This window comes from Rothia gullae (genome assembly GCF_024294905.1).
GTDB lineage: Bacteria > Actinomycetota > Actinomycetes > Actinomycetales > Micrococcaceae > Rothia.
Genome location: NZ_JANCOC010000002.1, coordinates 142,277 through 162,876 on the forward strand (window position 1 = coordinate 142,277; position 20,600 = coordinate 162,876).

Consider the following 20,600-nt stretch of genomic DNA (forward strand, 5'->3'; position numbering starts at 1 on the left):
GGGGATCCCCCCCGGGGGGTTTAAGGGCCCCCCCCGCGCCCCAAAAAACCGGGGGGGGGGGGGGGGGGGGCCCCCCCCCCCGCCCCCCCCCCCCCCCCCGCCGGGGGAACCGCTCCACCGGCCCCCCCCGCTTTTGCGTATCTACTTCTACACCCACCCGGCCCACCCGCGCATCAGATGGGGCAACAATAAAGGCACAAGAAAGATAAAGACGCAAGAAACCGCCGCCTAGCCGTGAGAGTTCACGACCGGGCGGCGGTTCTATATACCGAGCGTACAGGCTAAGAATTACCCTCAGTACGCATCGGAAAAGATCGGTGAGCGGCTTAGCGCTTGACCTCGCTCTCCTCGTAAGGACGCAGAGCCTCACGCTCACCCTCAGCACCGGAGACGCGGTGTACCTGAACCATGTTGGTGGTACCTGCGCGGCCTGCGGGAGCACCGGCAGCAACGACGACCAGGTCGCCAGCTTCTGCCAGACCCTCGCTGAGCAGGTACTCGTCCACGTAGGTGAACAGCGCTTCCTGCTCGGTGATCATCTCAGCGTGCTTAGCCTCAACACCCCAGAGCATGGAGAGGAAGGCGCGTGCCTTAGCGTTCGGGGTGAACGCAACAATCGGGGTCTCGGGGCGCAGACGTGCCAAACGACGTGCCGAGTCACCGGACTGGGTGAAAGTAACGATGAGCTTTGCGTCCAGCTGCTCAGCAATGTTCACTGCTGCGCGGGTGATTGCGCCACCGCGGGTGCGGGGCTTGCGGTCCAGCTCGGGCACGCGGTACAGGCCGCCCTTTTCGGTGTCGCTGACGATTGCTGCCATTGCCTGCAGGGTGATGATCGGGTACTTACCGACCGAAGTCTCACCGGAGAGCATCACTGCGTCTGCACCGTCGAGGATTGCGTTAGCGCAGTCAGAAACCTCTGCACGGGTGGGGACGGGGTTGTCGGTCATGGACTCGAGCACCTGGGTTGCCACAATGACGGGCTTTGCCCAGCGGCGTGCCATGTCGATAGCCTTCTTCTGGACGAGGGGAACCTCAGAGAAGGGTAGCTCCACACCGAGGTCACCACGAGCGACCATGATGCCGTCGAACTTGTCGATGATGTCCTGCAGGTTCTCAACTGCCTGGGGCTTCTCAATCTTGGCAATGACGGGTACGCGGATACCCTCTTCGTCCATGATCTTGTGGACGGGGTCAACGTCTGCACCGGTACGGACGAAGGAGAGTGCAATGATGTCTGCACCCATCTTCAGTGCGAAGCGCAGGTCGTTCGCGTCCTTCTCGGTCAGCGCGGGCAGGGAGACTGCTGCGCCGGGCAGGTTGATGCCCTTGTTGTTAGAGATGGGACCACCGACGACCACGCGGGTACGAACGCGGGTGGGAGTTACCTCAATAGCTTCGAGGCGGATCTTGCCATCGTCGAGCAGGAGCTTGTCGCCAAGCTTTACGTCGCCGGGCAGGCCCTTGTAGGTGGTGCCACAGATTTCTGCGGTACCTTCAACGTCTTCGGAGGTGATGGTGAAGTCTGCGCCGGGCTCAAGGTATTCCTTGCCGTTTGCAAAACGCTCGAGGCGAATCTTGGGGCCCTGCAGGTCGGCGAGGATTGCAACGTCCTTACCGAGCTTTGCAGACTCTTCACGGATGGTGTCATAGCGTGCCTGGTGCTCGGCGTGGTCACCGTGGCTCATGTTCAGACGGGCGACATTCAGGCCAGCCTTGATTGCCTCGGAAATCTTCTCGGGGGACTCGATTGCCGGACCGATGGTTGCAACGATTTTTGCGCGCCTCATGTACCTAACCTTTGTGCGTTGTTTTGCGTGATCCCTGGGGGTTCACACTGATTTTCCGGGGAAGACTAACGTCAAATTCCCAATTATTCCCACGCGTTCTAACAGGTAACCACATGCTGGATGCGTGGGACTCTTTCTCAATTATAGGGGTTTTACGTCCTCTTGGGTATGCTTCCCCCAACTCTTTCTACCGAAGAAATTATGTTTCACGTCGCTTTTTGAATACCACCCCTTCCCCATCCAACGCACCACAGAAAGTCGGTTTTCACCCCACCACCCCCGTCTCCCCCGGAAAGTAAATTAGGGTACTTTTTACCCATATCTAGCCTCCACTGCACAATATTTAGTCAATATTTAGTCTCGCTCGAGAACATTCGAGCATATTTCAAAAACATAGAGACACTCAGAGTGGGCTGTGAGAAGATAGATTGGGCATCCAAAAGCTAGGCGATTTCACATTTTCGCGCGCCTAGCCTATATTGGAACCCATAATTAGTATTTGAAATGCGAAATATATCTGGAAGGTTCACAGATGACTACTCGCGTGCTGATTATCTTCGGCTCCACCTACGGCTACACCGAACAGTACGCCACCTGGCTGGCAGAAGATTTGCGTGCACTCCCGCAGGCCCCCGAGGTTGAGACTGTCCCCGCCTCCAAGGTCACTCCCGAGCAGGCTGAGGCATTCGACGCTTTCGTCATTGCCGGTAGCGACTACGGTGGATTCCTCAACGGCGCACCGGCACTTCGCAAGAAGATTCTGCCGATTATTGCGCCCAAGAAGAACCGCACCGCGTTCTTCACCGTCTCCTTCACCGGTGAATACTCCAAGAAGCTGCTGGACAAGGCTGTCGCCAAGAGCTACACCCCCGAACTGACCGAGGGCCGCCCCGTCTACCACCTGCGTGGCGGCATCGACTTCGACAAGATTTCGCTGGCTCACAAGACCGCCCTGAAGGGCCCGGTGCGCGCATGGCTCATGGCAAACCCGCACCCGAACGAGGGTATTCAGCAGATGCTCGAATGCTACAAGACCGGCAAGGCTGAGTATATCGACCGCGAGACTCTCAAGCCGCTGATTGAGGACATCGCGAAGTTCCTCTAAATCCTTCGGGATTCACTAACTTTCGTTGACCCCCGCCTGCCCCTCTCGGTAGGCACGGCGAGAAGCCGAGAGAACCGGCGGGGCTCACCGAGATAAACGTGCCAACAGGCACCATAGTGTGGCCGATGACTCTTCATCTCTCCTGCATCGGCCATATAACTCCGGATGCTAGGTGCGAGGCCGCACCCCAACAGTAGCCGGACACGGAGGGGGTGGGTCTTTGTGTGTGCGGCCCACCCCTTTCCTTATACCCCAAGAGGTATTCCCTCAGTCCAATCACACTGCGCTAGACTCCTCGGCAGACAACCCACAGGCACCTCGACAGTCAGCCCGATAGCGCGGTCCGCACAATGAAATGTGCAACGCCGCAATGTGTCGTGTGCCTAAAATTTTTCCGAAAAAATCACCGCCAATAAATGCACCGACAAGCCACAAAACAAAACACCCTCTCCAAAGACACCGATTACTGTGCACTCCGTGAAAATTATGCCGCTAGAAAGGCACCCCAAAGCATTGCGCACAGCTGTGCAGGTACCGTAGACTGATAGCTGTGTCAGCCGCTTGACATACCCGGCAACCGACACGCACATCACTTCAACTACCCCACATATTCACTCGTGTCAAAAGCCCCCCACACAGGGCCACATCGACACATCCACCTCTCAACCACAGGCAAAGATCAATGAAGAAACTCCAGACTGCCGCGCGCTCCGCGGCAGCCCGCTCCATCATGGCGTCCGCAGGTGCACTCTCCCTCGTCGCCGCGTCCCTCACCTCCGTTCCCGCCGTGTTTGCTGCCCCCAGCGCGAGCACAGCCGCAGAGGTCAACCCCAACGCATCCTACGAGGAGCTCACCTACGCTCCCGCTCCGGATGCATCCCTGGTCGAACGCTCCAACCCCGCTATGGGTGCGGGCGAGCGCGAACGCCTGGGCACCGCGAACGCACGCACCGGCGCCACCTCCCCCGCTTCTACCGCAACTCTGAGCGGTATTTCCGCGACCCAGAGCTCCGCGCAGGGTCCGGGAGCTGGTCGAACTCCGGCAGCCGGTCAGGCGCTGGCGCAGGGCCGCTCCGTGTGGACCCCCTCCGGCGGCACCCTCGGCATGGACGTCTCCTCGCACCAGCAGAACGTGAATTGGGCGAGCGCCTACGCCGCAGGTTCCCGCTTCGCTTACGTGAAGGCAACCGAGGGCACCTACTACACCAACCCCTACTTCGGTCAGCAGTACAACGGCTCGGCCCAGGTCGGCATGGTGCGCGGCGCCTACCACTTCGCAAACCCCCGCACCTCCTCGGGTGCCAATCAGGCACGCTACTTCGTGCAGAATGGTGGCGCGTGGACTGCCGACGGCCAGACCCTGCCCGGTCTGTTGGATATTGAGTTCAATCCCTACCCCGTCTACGGCAACACCTGCTTCAACATGACTCCGGCGCAGCTGACCGCCTGGACCCGCGACTTTGTGGATACCTACCGTTCACTGACCGGTCGCGCCCCGATAGTGTACACCGCAACCTCCTGGTGGTCGCAGTGCGTGGGTTCGCAGCAGTTCGGTTCTCTGCCGCTGCACCTGGCGAGCTACTCCACCAAGGTCGGTGCAATTCCGACGGGTTGGAGCGGCTACGACATTTGGCAGTTCACTGATTCCGGTCCGTTCGTGGGTGACTCGAACTTCTTCCCCGGCACCGTGAACGATCTGAAGGTTCTGGCAAAGAACCCCAACGCGGTGCACCGCAACTGGTCGAACGGCCAGGACCGCGCGGTTGAGAAGCGTGTGGCAAAAGACCGTGCGGCACAGGATTCGAACGTGGTGGCCACCGCGACCGGTTCCATTGATATTCGCACCGGCATCGGTAACTTCTGGAATAAGAACCGCTCCTTCTACGGCAACCCGATTGGCACCGAGTACTCTCTGGGTCACGGAGTGTATGCGCAGAAGTTCACCAACGGCAAGACCATCTACTGGACGAACTCTCACGGTTCGCACTGGCTGGTCACCAACGGCGGTCTGGATTATAAGTTCCGCTCGGACGTGGCACGATTCCGCGGCCTAACCACCGACGAGGAAACCCGCTCCGACACCATCGCGGTCTCCTTCGCCAACGGTGAGGGCGCCTACTGGTCTGCCGCTACCGGCACCCACATCATCAATGAGCGCGGCTCCATCTATGCGACCTGGCGTGCAGCTGGCATGAGGGGCGTGCCCACCACCGATGAGCAGAACCTGGGCTACGGCCTCATCAAGCAGGAATTCACCGGCAGGACCACCTACGTGTGGTCCGCGCAGACCGGCACCCACCGCATGCACACCGGCGGCGCGTTCTACCACCGCTTCATGCAGCACCGCGGCGCTTGGGGTGCACCGGTGACCGATGAGACTATCATCTCCACGGGCGCTCAGATTCAGTTCGCCTCGGGTAAGGTACTGCTCTGGTCGGATGCGTACGGTGCGTACGAGACCAACGGTAAGGGCGCGATTTTCAAGCATTGGGAGAAGAATAGCGCCCGTTACGGTGCGGCACGCGGCAATGAATCCTACGTGAAGGGCGTGTACTACATGTACTTTGAGCGCGGTACGATCCGCTGGACCGCGCAACGTGGAATCTACTAAATAGCGCGGAATCTACTCAACGATAAAACGCGCATATAAAAACGAGGGGCACCTGGCAGAGGTGCCCCTCGTTCTTTCGCTACAGGGCGCATCTTCTGAACAACACAAAAATCAAGATGCGTTCTGCAGCGGGTGGGTTACCGAGTGAGTAGAGAACCCGGCTATGTTACCCGTGCCGGCAGGTAAATTTATGGCGTGGCGGGCGTGCCGCCGCGAAGCGTTATTGCGGAATCGTCCAAGAATTTTGGATTAGTGTGGCGGACATAATCCCCATTGACTATGTCCGTGGGGCCCACACTAATCGTTGGTGAGACCTCAATCCGAAGGTGTCTAGAGGGGCGCCTGACCGGAAGGAAGGGCTCAACGGTGAATAACGGCACGGTACGAAGATGCTGAAATTCACCCGGGTATAACGTTCCGGGAGAAGGAATCGATATCTAGGAGGGCCGAAACCTTCACACGTTACATCCCGTTACATCAAGGGTATGTGCAGAGGCGTTCAAAACCTATCTCTTCGGCAAATATTACGCCTCAACCAATAGTTGAATGTTTGCAATACAAATATGCATTTTGAGGTCTATAGATGTCAAACAAGATGCTCTATTGAACTAATTTAGTGAGAATTTTGAGATATTTCCCGGATATTTCAAAAATAAATTTCTGGATATATTACGTTTAGGTGCCTAGTATTCACAGAGATTTTCGGCTCCATAGGATAACGGCCCTCAAAAACCCCACACTAAAATACTAGTTTAAAACACTAGGACGCACCCCGCGTCATATGCACAGCAGAAAGAGTACCCCTACTCCCCACCACACGGGATGCGCCCTAGGCGCTATAACCATCGAAACTACCGTCAGAACCCCAGCCGAGTGAGATCTTGAGGCCTTACCGGGCGTCTCAACCCATCCGCCAGCTTAGAGGCTAGCGAAGTCCAGAACCATACGGCCGGTAATCTTACCCGCCGCCATTTCCTCAAAGACAGCCGGCGCCTCGTCAACCTCACGCAGCTGAACCACCGGAACCACTATGCCGTCAGCACCGAACTGGAACGCCTCCGCCAGATCCTGACGGGTGCCCACCAGGGAGCCCACCACGCGGATACCATCCAGAATAATCTTCACAATGGACAGCTCCATCATCTCCGAGGGCAGACCAACAGCCACCACGGAACCACCCGCACGAACCGACTCAACAGCCTGGTTGAACGCAACCTTCGACACCGCGGTCACCACAGCAGCGTGAGCGCCACCGCCGGTCAGCTCGCGAATACGAGCCGGAACATTCTCAACTTCACGGCCATTGATGACGTGATCAGCACCGGTCTCACGAGCCAGAGCCAGCTTATCGTCGTTGATATCAACAGCGATAACCTTGGCGCCGAAAACCTTCTTAGCGTACTGAACAGCCAGGTTACCCAGACCGCCAGCACCGTAAGCAACCAGCCACTCACCGGGGCGAACCAGCGACTCCTTAATTGCCTTATAGGTGGTCACACCAGCGCAAGTAATAGAGCTTGCCTGTGCCGGGTCAAGACCCTCGGGAACCTTCACAGCGTAATCAGCGGTCACCAGGGTGTACTCACTCATGCCGCCATCAACCGAGTAGCCTGCATTCTTCACCGAACGGCACAGGGTTTCACGGCCCGAGGTGCAGTACTCACAGTGGCCGCAGCCCTCGAAGAACCAAGCCACCGACACGCGATCGCCTTCCTTCAGGGACTCAACACCCTCACCGACCTTGACGACACGACCGATGCCCTCATGTCCCAGAATACGACCCGGAACCTCACCGAAATCACCGGAAGCCACGTGCAGGTCAGTGTGGCACACGCCCGAGTACTCAATCTTCACGAGCGCCTGGCCGTGACCGACAGCCGGAACGGGAACCTCGCGGACAACAACCGAACCGTCAACCTTCTCAGGGACAACAACAGCCTTCATGGTTTCCTTGCACATGACCTAAACTCCTTAGTCATTGGTGGCCGCGCTCAAGCCGCAACCTGCGCTTTGCAACCTAGCGGGGTAAACGCGCGTATTCTTTACATTTCCACCGTAAAATGATGAGCCGCCAATCTAAAGGTTTACCCCCGAATATGACAGAGGGGTTAGATATAGGCATTCTCACGAGCGAGGATGAGCCTTCGATAAGGTCCATTCCGACCAATGCACTAAACTGCCAAAGGTTGATATGACGCTATGACGAAGCAACACAGAAGATGAGAATGCCTCCCAAACAAGCGGTTTGGGAGGCACTCAGAAAAAATTTAAATATTAAGTTTGAGGCGCATACCACCCTAAAGAAAAGGTTCAATCTACCCCTATACAATTCCTACCGGCACACAGGAACTCTTAGCCGATTAGACTTAGCTGCCTAGAAGCAGACAGCAAGCACAAATAGCGGGCATAGAAAAACCGCCGGACGGGGCACTCCTCCATCCGGCGGTTTTTCTATGAAATTTAGATGGAGCTAGAAGATGAAAGCCAGAAGATGAAAGCTAGGAGCCCTTCGTCGAAGATTCAGAAGAGTCAGAATCCTCGGCAGACGCTGCCTTCTCAGGTGCCTTCTCCTCAGCGCCCTCTGCAGGCTCATCTGCGGCAGGCTTCGGAGCGATCTCCGCCGGAGCGGGCCCAATACCCGCAGCAGCCTTCGCCGCCGCACGACGGCCAGCCACCACAAAACCAACAGCACCCAGCAGAACCAGCAGCAGAGCAGTCCACACGTGAATACGAACGCCCCAGAGCATCTCCGACGTATCAATACGCAAGAACATCTCAATGAAGAGGCGACCCACACCGTAGTAGAACACGTACAACCACAGGGTCTGACCCAGCTTCAGCACGCCCTTACGGCCCAGCCACAGCAGCAACGCCACACCCAGCAGGTTCCACAGCGACTCGTACAGGAACGTCGGATGGAACAGCGTACCCGCCGGATACTGGGTCGGGAAATTACCGCTCGACGTGCTGATCTCCAAGCCCCACGGCAGAGTCGTCGGCTTCCCGAACAGCTCCTGGTTGAACCAGTTACCCCAGCGGCCAAACGCCTGAGCCAGCAGAATACCCGGCGCTACCGCATCCGCAAAAGCCGGGAAATTCATGCCGTAGCGGCGGCAACCATACCAGGCGCCCAACGCACCAACCGACACGGCGCCCATAATGCCGATGCCGCCCTCCCAAATCTTCAGGAAAGCCCACGGATCAGCGACATTCGGACCGAAATAGCTACCCGGGTCAGTAATCAGCACGTGGTAGGCGCGGGCACCAATAATGCCCGCCGGAATAGCCCACATCGCCACGTCAAAAACGCGTTCAGGGGTACCACCCGCCGCCTTCCAACGGCGAGAACCCAGCCACAAGCACACCGCCATACCCGCAAGAATACACAGTGCATAGAAATGCACACGGAACGGGCCCAGCTGCAGGTACGAAACGCTCGGCGAGGGAATCGAAGCCAGCGGAATCGAAGCCAGCACGTTAGCTACCGGCACGCTCATCAGCGACAGCACATTAGACATTAGCTTTCACGTCCCGCCAGCTCACGGGTCAGCTTAGCCACCGCCTCAACACCGCCAGAAGCCAAAGCCTTCACCAGCGCAGTACCGACAATCACACCGTCCGCATACTCTCCGATCTCCTCAACGTGAGCACGAGTCGAAACGCCCAGGCCCACGCACGCACGAGCGGAACCGGCAGCCTTAATGTCCGCAACCAGGGTGCGAGCCGCCTCCGACACGGAGGTGCGGGCACCGGTCACGCCCATCACCGACACGGCATACACGAAGCCGCTCGACGCCTTCGCAATAGTCGCCAGACGCTCCGGTGAAGAAGACAGAGCAGCCAAGAAAATACGATCCAGACCGTACTCGTCAGAAGCCTCAAACCACGCCGACGCCTCATCAGGCACCAGGTCCGGGGTGATTATGCCCGCGCCACCGGCAACCGCCAAATCACGCGCAAAATTCTTCACACCGTAGGCCAGAACCGGGTTCCAGTACGTCATCACAACAACCACCGCGTCGGTCGCCTCGGTAATGCGGCGAACCGCCTCAAACAGCTGAGGAAGCTTGAAACCGTTTTCCAGCGCCACGCCGGTCGCCTTCTGAATCACCGGACCATCCATGACCGGATCAGAATAAGGAACGCCCAGCTCAATAATGTCCGCGCCGTTATTGCCCAGAGCAATCGCCGCGTCAATCGACTCATCCAGAGTCGGGAAGCCCACCGGCAGGTAGCCAATCAGCGCCGCACGGCCCTGCTTCTCGCACTCAGCCAGACGAGCCGCCAGAGGCGACTGCGCATTCGGGACGGGGAAAGAACCATCCAGCACCGTAAAAGGTGCCGCCTGAGAAATAGCGTCCTGGTAGCTCATTACTTAGCCTCACTTTCAGCCTGTGCGTTCTGTGCAGCGGATGCGGCAGCTTCCTTATTACCGGTCATCAGGGTCGAGGACGGAATCGCCTTACCCAGGCCGAACCACTTCAGCGCGGTCTCCATGTCCTTATCGCCACGACCGGACAGGCAGACAATCATCGTCTTCTCCCGTGCCGCCTGCGGATCCTCAGCAGCCCAACGCTGGCACACGCGCAACGCGCCCGCCAGAGCGTGGGAGGACTCAATCGCCGGGATAATACCCTCGGTGCGGCAGAGCAGACGCAGGGCGTCCATCGCCTCGGTATCAGTCACCGGCTCGTAGGTCACGCGACCAATATCGGACAGGTAGGAGTGCTCCGGACCCACGCCCGGGTAATCCAGACCAGCAGAAATCGAATGGGACTCAATGGTCTGGCCGTCCTCATCCTGCATCAGGTAGGTCATCGCGCCGTGCAGCATGCCCGGGCGGCCCAGAGTAATGGTCGCCGCGTGACGGCCGGTCTCCACGCCGTCGCCGCCAGCCTCAAAACCGTAAATCTCAACCGACGAATCGTCCAAGAACGCGTGGAACAGACCAATCGCGTTCGAACCGCCACCCACGCAGGCAGCAATACCATCGGGCAGGCGGCCGGTCTCAGCCAGAATCTGCTCGCGCGCCTCCTCACCGATAGCGTCGTGGAAGAAACGCACCATCGCCGGGAACGGGTGCGCACCCGCCGCAGTACCCAGCAGGTAGTGGGTGTTCTCAACGTTCGAAACCCAGTCGCGCAGTGCCTCATTAATGGCGTCCTTGAGGGTGCGAGAACCGTTCTGAACCGCAATCACCTTCGCACCCAGCAGCTGCATACGAGCCACGTTCAGCGACTGACGCTCAGTGTCTTCCTCACCCATGTAGACCACGCACTCCATGCCGAACAGCGCAGCCGCAGTCGCAGTCGCAACACCGTGCTGACCCGCACCAGTCTCAGCAATCAGACGGGTCTTACCCATACGCTTAGCCAGCAGAGCCTGACCAATCACGTTATTAATCTTGTGGCTACCCGTGTGGTTCAGGTCCTCACGCTTGAGGAACACACGCGCACCAGCGTGCTCAGAGAACTTCGGAACCTCAGTCAGCAGCGACGGACGGTTCGAATACTCAGCAGAAAGACGCTGGAACTCAGCAATGAACTCGGGGTCGTTCTTCGCCTCGTTAAAGGTTGCCTCAAGCTCATCCATGGCGGCAATCAGCGACTCGGGCATCCACCGCCCGCCGTACTCACCAAAATAGGGGCCGGGGGCATTCTTCAACGACTCGCCGTTGAGGAAAGCATCTGCCAGGTTCTCGCTCATCACTATTCCTTCCCTGGATGGTTACCACCGGATGCGCACCGCGGGTAGGGCGGGGCATCAGGCCTGATCACAACGAAACACCACGCCAACCGCGAATAGGGTGGGCGGTGTTCGCACATATCCCCCTATAGTACCCGGGCACGGGCAGTGACCTGTACCTTGAGGTGCACATGACCATTCCTAGGACATGTGATGTTCGCCAGGGTGAGTGCGCCCGCGGGTATGGACGGCTCGCATGGGAAGGTTTAAACGCTGGGAAGGGGCAGGCGAGGCAGGGGCGCTCGGCAGGGGTGGGCAGGGTCGGGCAGGGTCTGGCAAGGGCGGCGAGCTACAGCAGCTCGCGCAACTCCTCCATCTGCTGAGAAAGCACCGTCGACACACCACCGCGCATCGACACCCCGTACAGAGTCTCCGCAATCTGCATCGTGCGCTTCTGATGCGTCACCACAATCAGCTGCGAACGCTCCCCCAGCTCACCAATCACCTGCAGCAGGCGCGAGAGGTTGCGGTCATCCAGCGCCGCTTCAACCTCATCGAGGGCGTAGAACGGCGATGGGCGAGACATATAAATCGCAATCAACAGCGCCAGCGAAGCAAGCGAACGCTCACCACCAGACAGCAGCGACAGGCGCTTAACCTTCTTACCCGCCGGGCGCGCGTGAATCTCCACACCCGAATTCAGCGGATCGGACGGGTCGTCAAGCTCCAGGTGGCCCTCGCCTCCCGGGAACAGGGTCTCAAAGATGCGGCGGTAGTGGGTGTTAATGTCCTCCATCGCGGCGGTGAACACCTCCGCAATGTGGCTACTGACCTCGTCCATGACCGTGTTCAGGTCGCGGCGGGTCGCCTTCAAATCCTCAATCTGCTGATTCAGGTAGGCGTGGCGTTCAGATAGCGCCTCGTACTCCTCCAGTGCCAGCGGGTTGATGGCGCCCAGCGCCTCCAGTTCGGCGCGGGTTGCCTTGAGGCGAGCGCGCACGCTCTCGGTGGAAGCTTCGGTAGTCTCTGATGCCGTTTCGGTAGCAGTATTTTCGGAGGCGGCGTTTTCGGAAGCCTCATCTGCGGGCACGTCAACCGGCAGCTGCTCGGAGTACTCCTCCTCCAGCTGCTCCAGGGTCAAACCAGTCACCAGGCGGGCACGCTCAGCCAGCGCCTGCACGCGCTCTTGCACGCGTGCCGCCTCCGTCTGGGTGCGCGCCAGCAGGGTAAGTGCCGCCGCGTGCGCCGCCTGCAAATCCTGCACCTCATCGTTCGTGTTGGTCAGGCCCTCCTGGGCGTTCTTCAGGGCGCCGCTCAGCTCGTGCAGCTGCTGCTCACGCTCGCTCACCTGCTCGGCAAGCACTTCACCCAGACGCTGGGCGCGGCGCTTAATTGTCGCCGCGGGAGCCTGCTCCCCCGTGCCCGCCAGGTAGGAATCCTCGCGGGTGCGCGCTGATTCGTAGGCGGTGCGCGCTTCGGCTACGGATTCCTCCGCGGCGGTGAGGCGCTCGTTCAGGCGGGCGCGCTCATTCTGAATGTTCTGCGCGGAGGCTTCCAGGGACTCCGCCTGGGCGCGGGCGCGGGCATGCTCGGCGCTCGCCACGCCCGCCGCCTTAGCTGCCTCGCGTTCTGCTTCGACCGCCGATTCTGCCGCGGCCTGAGCCTGCTGAACGGCCTGCTCGGCTTTATCCAGTTCGGAGCGGGTGCGGGTCACGACCTGGGAGGCGGCGCGGTACGCGGCAGCAAGTTCCAGAGGGCTGGCACCCTCAGCCGGGTAGAGCAAGCTGTAGCGGGTGTGCTCGGTGCCTGCGGGATCAAAAATACGCCACATAGTGCGCTGACCTGCGAGGGTATTCTCTGCGAGCAGCTGCAGGGCTTGCTCTGCGGAGGCGGCATCCGGCGCGAACAGCACCCCCGCCAGGCGCTCACCCAGCGCCGCGGTAACGCACGCCAGGGCGTGCTCGTCGATGCCGGCAAGCGCGGCGGCGTCCTCGCTGAGCGGTTCAATCATCTCGGTTGCGGGGCAGATACCCAGCTCACGCAGCTCGGCGGCGCAGGATTCGGGCAGGGTGGTTTCGGGCAGGGTGGTTTCGGGCAGTTCTGTTGAAAGTTCCTTCGCGGCAGATTCGTTGCTTTCGTCCCCCTTATCACCGCGCAGGTGTGACACCTCGGTACCCTCAACCGGCACGCTCAACGCCGCGGTCGCCAGCGAGGTCAGCGCTGCAGATGCCGCACGCGCGTACTCGGGGTCAATCTGCACGGCATCCAGCACACGCAGCAGGCTCGCGCTCTCGCTTGAAGAATCCATGAGCTCGCCGGTCTCGGGGTCGAACACCGCCTCAGCAGATTCAGTGTCCAGTTCAGCGGGTGCTTCACCCAGGCTCTGGCCCAGTGCCTCACGCAGGGTTGCGGCGCGCTCAGCCGCCGCCGCGTAGGCGCGGGTCGCCTCCACCGCAGCGGCGCGGGTGGCATCCAGCTGGGCCTGCGCGCGGGCACGAGACTGCGCCGCCTCACCCGAGGCGCGCTCAGTCTGCGCCACCTCGGACGCCGCCTTCTCAACGTTCTTCAGCGCCGCATCGTAGCGTTCCTCAAAGCTGGCGTAGCTTTCCACCGCGCGCGCTGCCTCTTCGCGGCGTTCCTCCAGCAGTTCCAGGGCGCGTTCGTATCCGGCGCGGGCGGCAGCGGTCGCCTCGGTCAGCTCCACACGGTAGGTGCGCACGCGCTCGGCTGCAATGGACTGCACGGTGCGCACACGCGCGGCGGACTCGCGCAGGGTCGACACAGCCTTCTGGCAGGCGGTGACCTCGGCATTCAGGCGGTTCTGCTCCTGCTGATGCTTCGCGGACGCCGCACGCGCTGCCTCCAGCTGTTCTTTCAGGGTTTCGGCGCGGCGATTACCCTCCGTTTCTGATGCGAGAGCCTGCGCCTGCTCAGCCTGCAGAACACCCAGCTGACGAGCCAAAAGCACCGCCTCCAGCTGGCGGATGCGCGCCTGCAGCTGGCGTGCAGTCGCGGCGGATTCCGCTTGCTCGCTCAGCGGCTGCAGCTGCGAATCCAGCTCGGCAACCAGGTCGCTCAGGCGGGTAACGTTCGATGCCACAGACTCCAGCTTGCGGCTGGTCTTCTCCTGGCGGCGGCGGTACTTGACCACGCCCGCCGCCTGCTCAATCATGTCGCGGCGCTGCTGGGCGGTGGCGTGCAGAACCGCATCCAGCTGACCCTGGCCGACGAGCACGTGCATCTGCTGACCCAGACCCGCCTCCGAGAGCAAATCCTGAATATCGGCAAGGCGCGCCGGGGAACCGTTAATCTCGTACTCACTGCCGCCGGAGCGGAACATGGTGCGCGAAATCTGCACCCGATCAGCGGGAATGCTGAGGGTGCCGTCAGAATTATCGAAAGTCAGGGTGACTTTGGTGCGGCCCAGGGGCGCACGCTGGGCGCCGTCGCCCGAACCAGCCTCGCCGGAGCCCGCGAAGATAACGTCCTTCATGCTGCCGCCGCGCAGGCTCTTAGCGCCCTGCTCACCCATGACCCAGGCGAGCGCATCCAGCACATTGGATTTGCCGGAGCCGTTGGGGCCGACCACCGCGTTAATGCCGGGGGTGAACTCAAAAGTGGTGGCGGAGGCGAAAGACTTGAACCCGCGCAGGGTCAGCGACATCAGATGCACAAGGGGCCTTTCTGCAGAAGAACTGGTGTGTGCCGGGCACGTTCTATGGTGCGTGGCGGCATCCCTCTAGTGTACGCGGTGCGGCGGGCGGGCGGCGTGAACGTGCACGGGGTGAAGGGGGTTCAAAGTTCCTCATTGTGCATCATCTTACGCGCGGGGTGAACGGGCGCGTTCATATTGGGCCTACGGATACGGGTTCGCCCGACCGGTGGGGTAGATTGGAATGAGCATCACAAATTCTGCGGGGCCGCTGTGCGTATCCCCGCCGTCTTTGCATCCCACTGACTTCTATTTCCAAGGGCCACACCATTGTTGAATGCACCCGCCGATAAGGTCGGCACGAACTCTGACATTCGCCACGCTAACGCAGCTCTGCTGTCTATTACCCATGAGCTGCCTCCGGAGGTCGTCACGAGCGACTACTTCGATGAGCAGCTGGCCCAAACCTATAAGCGTCTGCGCATGCCGAAGGGCCTGCTGGAGCGCCTTGCCGGCATTAGCACTCGCCGCGGCTGGGCTGAGGGCCAGACCTTCGAGGACGGCGTGGTTGCCGCAGCCGAGAAGGCTATCGAGCAGGCGGGTATTGACCGCTCCCAGATTGGCCTACTGATTAACGCTTCGGTGACTCGAGATAACTTTGAGCCCGCCGTTTCGGTGGGTGTGCACGACCGCCTGGAACTACCGCGTCACGCCCTGAACTTCGATATTACGAACGCCTGCCTGGGCTTTGTGAACGCGATGACTGTCGCCTCCACCATGATTGATGCGGGCGCTATCGACTACGCCCTGATTGTCGCTGGCGAGGACCCCTCCCCGTGGCACCGTACCGCGGTGCGCATCCTGAACAACCCCGATTCGACCCGCGAGGATGTGCTGGCTCAGTTCGCGACCCTGACCCTCGGTTCGGGTGCGGCGGCGGCTGTGATTGGTCGCGCTGACCGCCATCCGGAGGGTCACCGCATCGTCGGTTCTGTGTCCCGCGCGGGCACTGAGCACCGTAACCTATGCATCGGTGGCGAGGCTGATCAGGGCATGAACACTGACGCCGAGGGCCTGCTTAAGCACGGTCTGGAGCTGGTAGCACAGGCGTGGGAGCAGGCGCATCAGGATGGCTGGGAGTGGAACAATATGACCTCCTACGTGACCCATCAGATTTCTAACGCCCACACAAACGCCATTATTGAGGCGGTCGGTATTGAGCGTAAGCGTATCCCTATGACTTTCCCGAAGTGGGGCAATGTGGCTGCGGCGGCTCTGCCGATGACTCTCGCCGAGTGCGCGCCGACCTACACGGAAGGCGACCGTATTCTGTGCATGGGTGTGGGTTCTGGCCTGAACACTGCCCTGCTTGAGATTCAGTGGTAACCCGTTAGCTTCTGCGGTAGACATTCACCGATTCGATCCGGAAGGATTCCCCCCAGCATGCGCCATTTGAACTTCCCTAAGGCTCAGCCCCCGTATAACCCGGAGGAATGGGCGGGCGTGAACCCGCGCTACTCCCACCTTCTGGAGGTGCCCACCTCCGCCCCCATTGAGCAGCGGGCGCAGCAGGCTGGCGCGCGCCGCTGGCACTACCTGGATAACCTTCCGGTGCTGGTCGAGCAGGGTTTGGAGCCAATCGGCACGATTCTGTGCGTACACGGTAACCCAACCTGGTCGTACCTGTGGCGTACCGTGCTGGATGCGGGCGTGAATGAGCGCGCCCCGTGGCGTGTGGTTGCAGTCGATCAGATTGATATGGGTTATTCGGAGCGCACCCACCTGGATTTGGAGGGTGAGCGCCGCTCCCTGACCGACCGTATCGCTGACCTGGGTGATTTCACGAAAGAGCTCGGCCTGGATGAGACCGATAAGCCGCTCGTGACCCTCGCCCATGACTGGGGTGGGCTGGTGTCCTTTGGTTGGGCGCTGGAGCATCGTGAGATTCTTTCGGGCGTGATGCTGACGAACACCGCGGTCTACCATGACGGCATTGAGAATATCCCTGCCGCTCTGCGCCTGGCGTTGGGTGTACACGAGTGGGGTACTCACGATTCGACCGCGTTTATTGATGTGACCTTGGGTTTGGCTCAGAATGAGGGCCGCCTGCCCGCGCCGGGTTCTGCCGGTGCCGGGGCGATTGAAGGTGCCCTGCCGCAGCCGGTGGGTCAGCAGCCCAAACGCCTGTACCCGAGCCCTCTGAACGAGGCGATTTACCGTACGTACCGTGCGCCGTACGCTCATTCGGCGTGGCGTGAGGGTGTGCGTAATTTTGTGGGCGATATTCCGACCGGCACCGACATTCCTTCCTATACGCCGATGCAGCGTATTGCCGAGCAGATCCGTGACCTGGACGTGCCCGCGTTCTTCCAGTGGGGTACGAAGGACCCGGTGTTCCAGCGCCGCTACCTGTTTGACCTGATGGAGCGCATGCCGCAGGCGAAGGTGCACCGCTACGAGAAGGCCTCGCACCTGGTCATTGAGGATTACGATATTGCCTCCCCCATGATTTCGTGGCTTGCGCAGACTTTCGGCACAAGGGAGGATGGCGCGCTGGTGCCCCCGCACAACGTTGAGGCGGAGCATCGTGCCGCCCGCGCGCGCCGCCACGGTCTGACTACCGGCGAGGGTACTGCCGCTGAGGGTACTGAAGGCGCTGAGGGCGCTGTTCCCGCGGCGTTCCGACCCATGCTCGCAGCCCTCACCGAACGCGCCAACGACGCCTCCACCGCCGTGGTGGACATGGACCCCAAGGGTGACGGCACCTCCGTGGCTGTGACCCTGACCTGGGCTGAGCTGAACCAGCACGTCAACGCCGCAGCGACCCGCCTGCACGCCCTGGGTGTGCGTCCGGGCGACCGCGTGAACCTGATGGTGCCTCCGGGTGCCCGTCTGACCACCTTGATTTACGCCTGCATGAAGCTGGGCGCTGTCATTGTGGTGGCTGATACCGGTCTGGGTATTCCGGGTCTGACTCGCGCGTTGAAGGGCGCTAACCCGAGCTTCCTGGTGGGTATTCCCGCCGCGCTCAGTGCCGCCCGTACCCTGCTGTGGCCGGGTGTGCGTATTTCTGTGGAGCCGCTGGGTTCGGTGCAGGAGAAGCTGTTGGGCGTTGCCGGTTCGGTGTTTACCGCGCCCGCCGCTGAGGGTACTCCGGGTGCGCCGGTGCCCACCCCGACCGTGGTGGAGTTCCCCTCCCCTGTACCGGATGCTGATGCGGCGGTGCTGTACACCTCCGGTTCGACCGGCCCGGCTAAGGGTGTGGTATACACGCAGCGTCAGCTGGCGGGTATGCGTGATGCCATTGCGAATACGTACGGTTTTGCGCCCGGTAGCGGCCTGGTGGCTGGCTTCGCGCCGTTTGCGCGGTTGGGCCCGGCGCTGGGTGCTACCAGCGTGACCCCGACGATGGATGTGACCCGCCCGAAGACTCTGACGGCTTCGGCTCTGGCATCGGCTGCGGCGGCTATTGATGCGTCGGTCGTGTTTGCGTCCCCCGCCGCCCTGGTGAATGTGGTGGCGACCGCCGATGAGCTGAACGCTGAGCAGCGTGCGGCGTTGGCTAAGGTTCAGACCGTGCTGAGTGCTGGCGCGCCGATTCCCGTGCCGCTGCTGGAGGCGCTCTCCGCCCTGGTGCCGAATGCCTCCCTGCACACCCCGTACGGCATGACCGAGGGTCTGCCGGTGACCGATGTGTCTTTCGAGATGATTCGCCAGGCGATTGCTGAGGGTACCCCGAATGCTGCCGGTGAGGTGCTTGACCCGTTCGCCCGTGACGGCGTGTGCGTTGGTTTTGCGGTGTACGGTGCGGCGGTGGCTATTGCGCCGCTGCTGCAGGACGGTTCGGTGGCGGATGAACTGACCCATGAGCCGGGTGTGACCGGTGAGATTCTGGTGTCGGCACCGCATGTGAAGGACCGCTACGACACCCTGTGGGTGACTGAGGAGCAGTCCATTAGCACTCCGGGTTGGCATCATACCGGTGACGTCGGACACCTGGACGCTTCGGGTCGCCTGTGGATTGAGGGTCGCCTCGCGCACGTGCTGCTGACTTCGCAGGGCGTGCTGACCCCGGTTGCGGCTGAGCAGTCCGCCGAGTCCCTACCCGAGGTTCGCCGTGCCGCCCTGGTCGCTGTGGGTCCTGCCGGTACTGCGGCACCGGTACTGGTCATTGAGGCTTCCGCGAATACTGCCGCGTTGGAGGCGCGCCAGTCGGCATCGGGTCTCAAGCGTGCCCTGCTCGATCGTGTGCCGGGTGCTCGCCGCTTCCCCATTGCGGAGGGTGTGGCACCCTTCGAGCTGTCGCAGCTGGTGCGTCAGAAGGTTGCCGAGGATACCGGCGTGGAACTTGCCGCGGTGCTGGTGGTGCACGAGCATCCGACCGATATTCGCCATAATTCGAAGATTGACCGCCCCGCCCTGGGTGAGTGGGCGTCGAAGGTCCTGGCGGGGGCGTAAGCACCTGCCGGATCCCTGAGTCTAAGGAGTATGATGTCCCCTCATTCTTCGCGTGAGTCCTCTTCCCACGAGCCCGCACCCCGCTTGTCTGCGTCCCGCTTGTCTGGACACCGCCTGTCGACTGCGCATGCGGTGGCCTCCCCGACGGCGCGGTTCCGCAAGCCTGCGCAGCCGCTGGCGGCACGCTACACCGACCCCGCCCCGCGTTCGCTACGCCCGGTTGAGGAGCCTGATTTTGCGCCGCGTATTGGCGAGCGCATCCTCTTTACCGGTGCGAGCGGTCTGCTGGGTCGTGAGAGCGTTCTGGCGTTGTTGCGTGCCGGCTATGATGTGCGCGTTTTTCAGCGTGGCGATTCGGGTATTGCGGCGCTTCTGCCCGATTCGATTCGCCCGCGTTTTGAGCAGGTGCGCGGCGATATTACGAACGCGCAGGCTGTGGATCTGGCGATGACCGGTGTGACCGGCGTGGTGCATGCCGCGGCGAAGGTTTCGGTCAGTGGGGAGTGGGCTGATTATGAGCGCATCAACGTTGAGGGCACCCGCACCCTGTTGCAGGCGGCGCTGAACCATTCGGTGGGTTCGTTCCTGTACATTTCGTCGCCGTCGGTGGCTCATGCCGGTGCGGCGATTGTGGGTGACGGTGCCGGCGTGGCGTCCCCGGAACATGCGCGCGGTAACTATGCGCGTTCGAAGGCTGCCGCTGAGCTGCTGGCGCTGGAGGCTAACGGCACTGCCCTGCCCGGTGGCGGGGTTTTGCGTGTGGGTGCGTTGCGTCCTCACCTGATGTGGGGTCCGGGCGATACCCAGCTGGTGGAGCGTATTCTGGAGCGTTCCGCCGCGGGCCGCCTTCCGCTGCTCTCCGGCGGTACGGGTCTGATTGACACGCTCTACATTGATAACGCCGCGGACGCCGTGGTGCGCGGCTATCAGCGTCTCGACGCTTTTGCGGGCCGGGCGCTGGTGGTGACGAACGGTCAGCCGCGCACTATCGCTGAGCTGCTGGGCGGTTTCTGTGAGGCGGTGGGCGTTCCCGCCCCGAGTTTCTCGGTTCCGGCGAAGGTTGCGGCCCTGGTGGGTAAGGTCATTGAGCGCGTCTGGGAGCGTCTGCCGAAGAACGTGACTGCCGGTGATGAGCCACCGATGACGGAGTTCCTTGCCGAGCAGCTGTCGACCGCGCACTGGTTTGATCAGCGCCGCACCCGTGAGCTTCTGCAGTGGGAGCCCGCTGTGTCGATTGAGGAAGGCTACGAGCGTCTGGGCTTGTTCTACGGGGACAGGTACAGCCGCTAGGTGCAGGCG

The 20,600-nt window shown here is 61.2% G+C and carries 11 protein-coding genes; 5 read left to right on the top strand and 6 right to left on the bottom strand.

Annotated elements, in window-relative coordinates; translation table 11 throughout:
• Positions 1-326 precede the first annotated feature (326 nt).
• The gene (pyk, locus tag NML54_RS02330) at positions 327-1,790 is read right to left on the bottom strand and encodes a pyruvate kinase (RefSeq protein ID WP_254755726.1); all 1,464 of its coding nucleotides are present in this window, start codon (positions 1,788-1,790) and stop codon (positions 327-329) included.
• A 532-nt stretch (positions 1,791-2,322) separates the two neighbouring features.
• Here pyk and NML54_RS02335 point away from each other — a divergent pair.
• Entirely contained in the window at positions 2,323-2,895 is a 573-nt protein-coding gene (locus tag NML54_RS02335) for a flavodoxin domain-containing protein (RefSeq protein ID WP_049354549.1), read from the top strand.
• A gap of 682 nt (positions 2,896-3,577) precedes the next feature.
• On the top strand, positions 3,578-5,506 hold the full coding sequence (locus NML54_RS02340; RefSeq protein WP_254755727.1) for a GH25 family lysozyme: 1,929 nt from the start codon (positions 3,578-3,580) through the stop codon (positions 5,504-5,506).
• Positions 5,507-6,424: 918 nt separating this feature from the next.
• Here the strand turns inward: NML54_RS02340 and adhP are convergent.
• The 5 genes from adhP to NML54_RS02365 form a co-directional block, all read right to left on the bottom strand.
• Positions 6,425-7,465, bottom strand: coding sequence for an alcohol dehydrogenase AdhP (adhP, locus tag NML54_RS02345; protein ID WP_254755728.1), 1,041 nt, complete (start codon positions 7,463-7,465; stop codon positions 6,425-6,427).
• Between the two features lie 539 nt (positions 7,466-8,004).
• On the bottom strand, positions 8,005-9,024 hold the full coding sequence (gene lgt, locus NML54_RS02350) for a prolipoprotein diacylglyceryl transferase (RefSeq protein WP_254755729.1): 1,020 nt from the start codon (positions 9,022-9,024) through the stop codon (positions 8,005-8,007).
• Positions 9,024-9,878, bottom strand: coding sequence for a tryptophan synthase subunit alpha (gene trpA, locus NML54_RS02355; RefSeq protein WP_254755730.1), 855 nt, complete (start codon positions 9,876-9,878; stop codon positions 9,024-9,026). The genes lgt and trpA overlap by 1 nt, the downstream gene beginning before the upstream one ends.
• A complete protein-coding gene (gene trpB, locus NML54_RS02360) occupies positions 9,878-11,212 on the bottom strand; it encodes a tryptophan synthase subunit beta (RefSeq protein WP_254755731.1) in 1,335 nt (444 codons plus the stop codon). The genes trpA and trpB overlap by 1 nt, the downstream gene beginning before the upstream one ends.
• A gap of 328 nt (positions 11,213-11,540) precedes the next feature.
• Positions 11,541-14,855 (bottom strand): chromosome segregation SMC family protein, encoded by a 3,315-nt coding sequence (locus tag NML54_RS02365; RefSeq protein ID WP_254755787.1) that lies wholly within the window; start codon positions 14,853-14,855, stop codon positions 11,541-11,543.
• A gap of 318 nt (positions 14,856-15,173) precedes the next feature.
• On the opposite strand from NML54_RS02365, the gene NML54_RS02370 reads away from it, so the two are divergent.
• Genes NML54_RS02370 through NML54_RS02380 form a run of 3 tightly spaced genes read left to right on the top strand, consistent with a single transcriptional unit; the run spans position 15,174 to position 20,591 of the window.
• On the top strand, positions 15,174-16,229 hold the full coding sequence (locus NML54_RS02370) for a 3-oxoacyl-ACP synthase III (RefSeq protein ID WP_254755732.1): 1,056 nt from the start codon (positions 15,174-15,176) through the stop codon (positions 16,227-16,229).
• 57 nt (positions 16,230-16,286) lie between these two features.
• Positions 16,287-19,301, top strand: coding sequence for an alpha/beta fold hydrolase (locus tag NML54_RS02375; RefSeq protein ID WP_254755733.1), 3,015 nt, complete (start codon positions 16,287-16,289; stop codon positions 19,299-19,301).
• A gap of 33 nt (positions 19,302-19,334) precedes the next feature.
• The gene (locus NML54_RS02380; protein ID WP_254755788.1) at positions 19,335-20,591 is read left to right on the top strand and encodes an NAD-dependent epimerase/dehydratase family protein; all 1,257 of its coding nucleotides are present in this window, start codon (positions 19,335-19,337) and stop codon (positions 20,589-20,591) included.
• Positions 20,592-20,600: the final 9 nt, after the last annotated feature.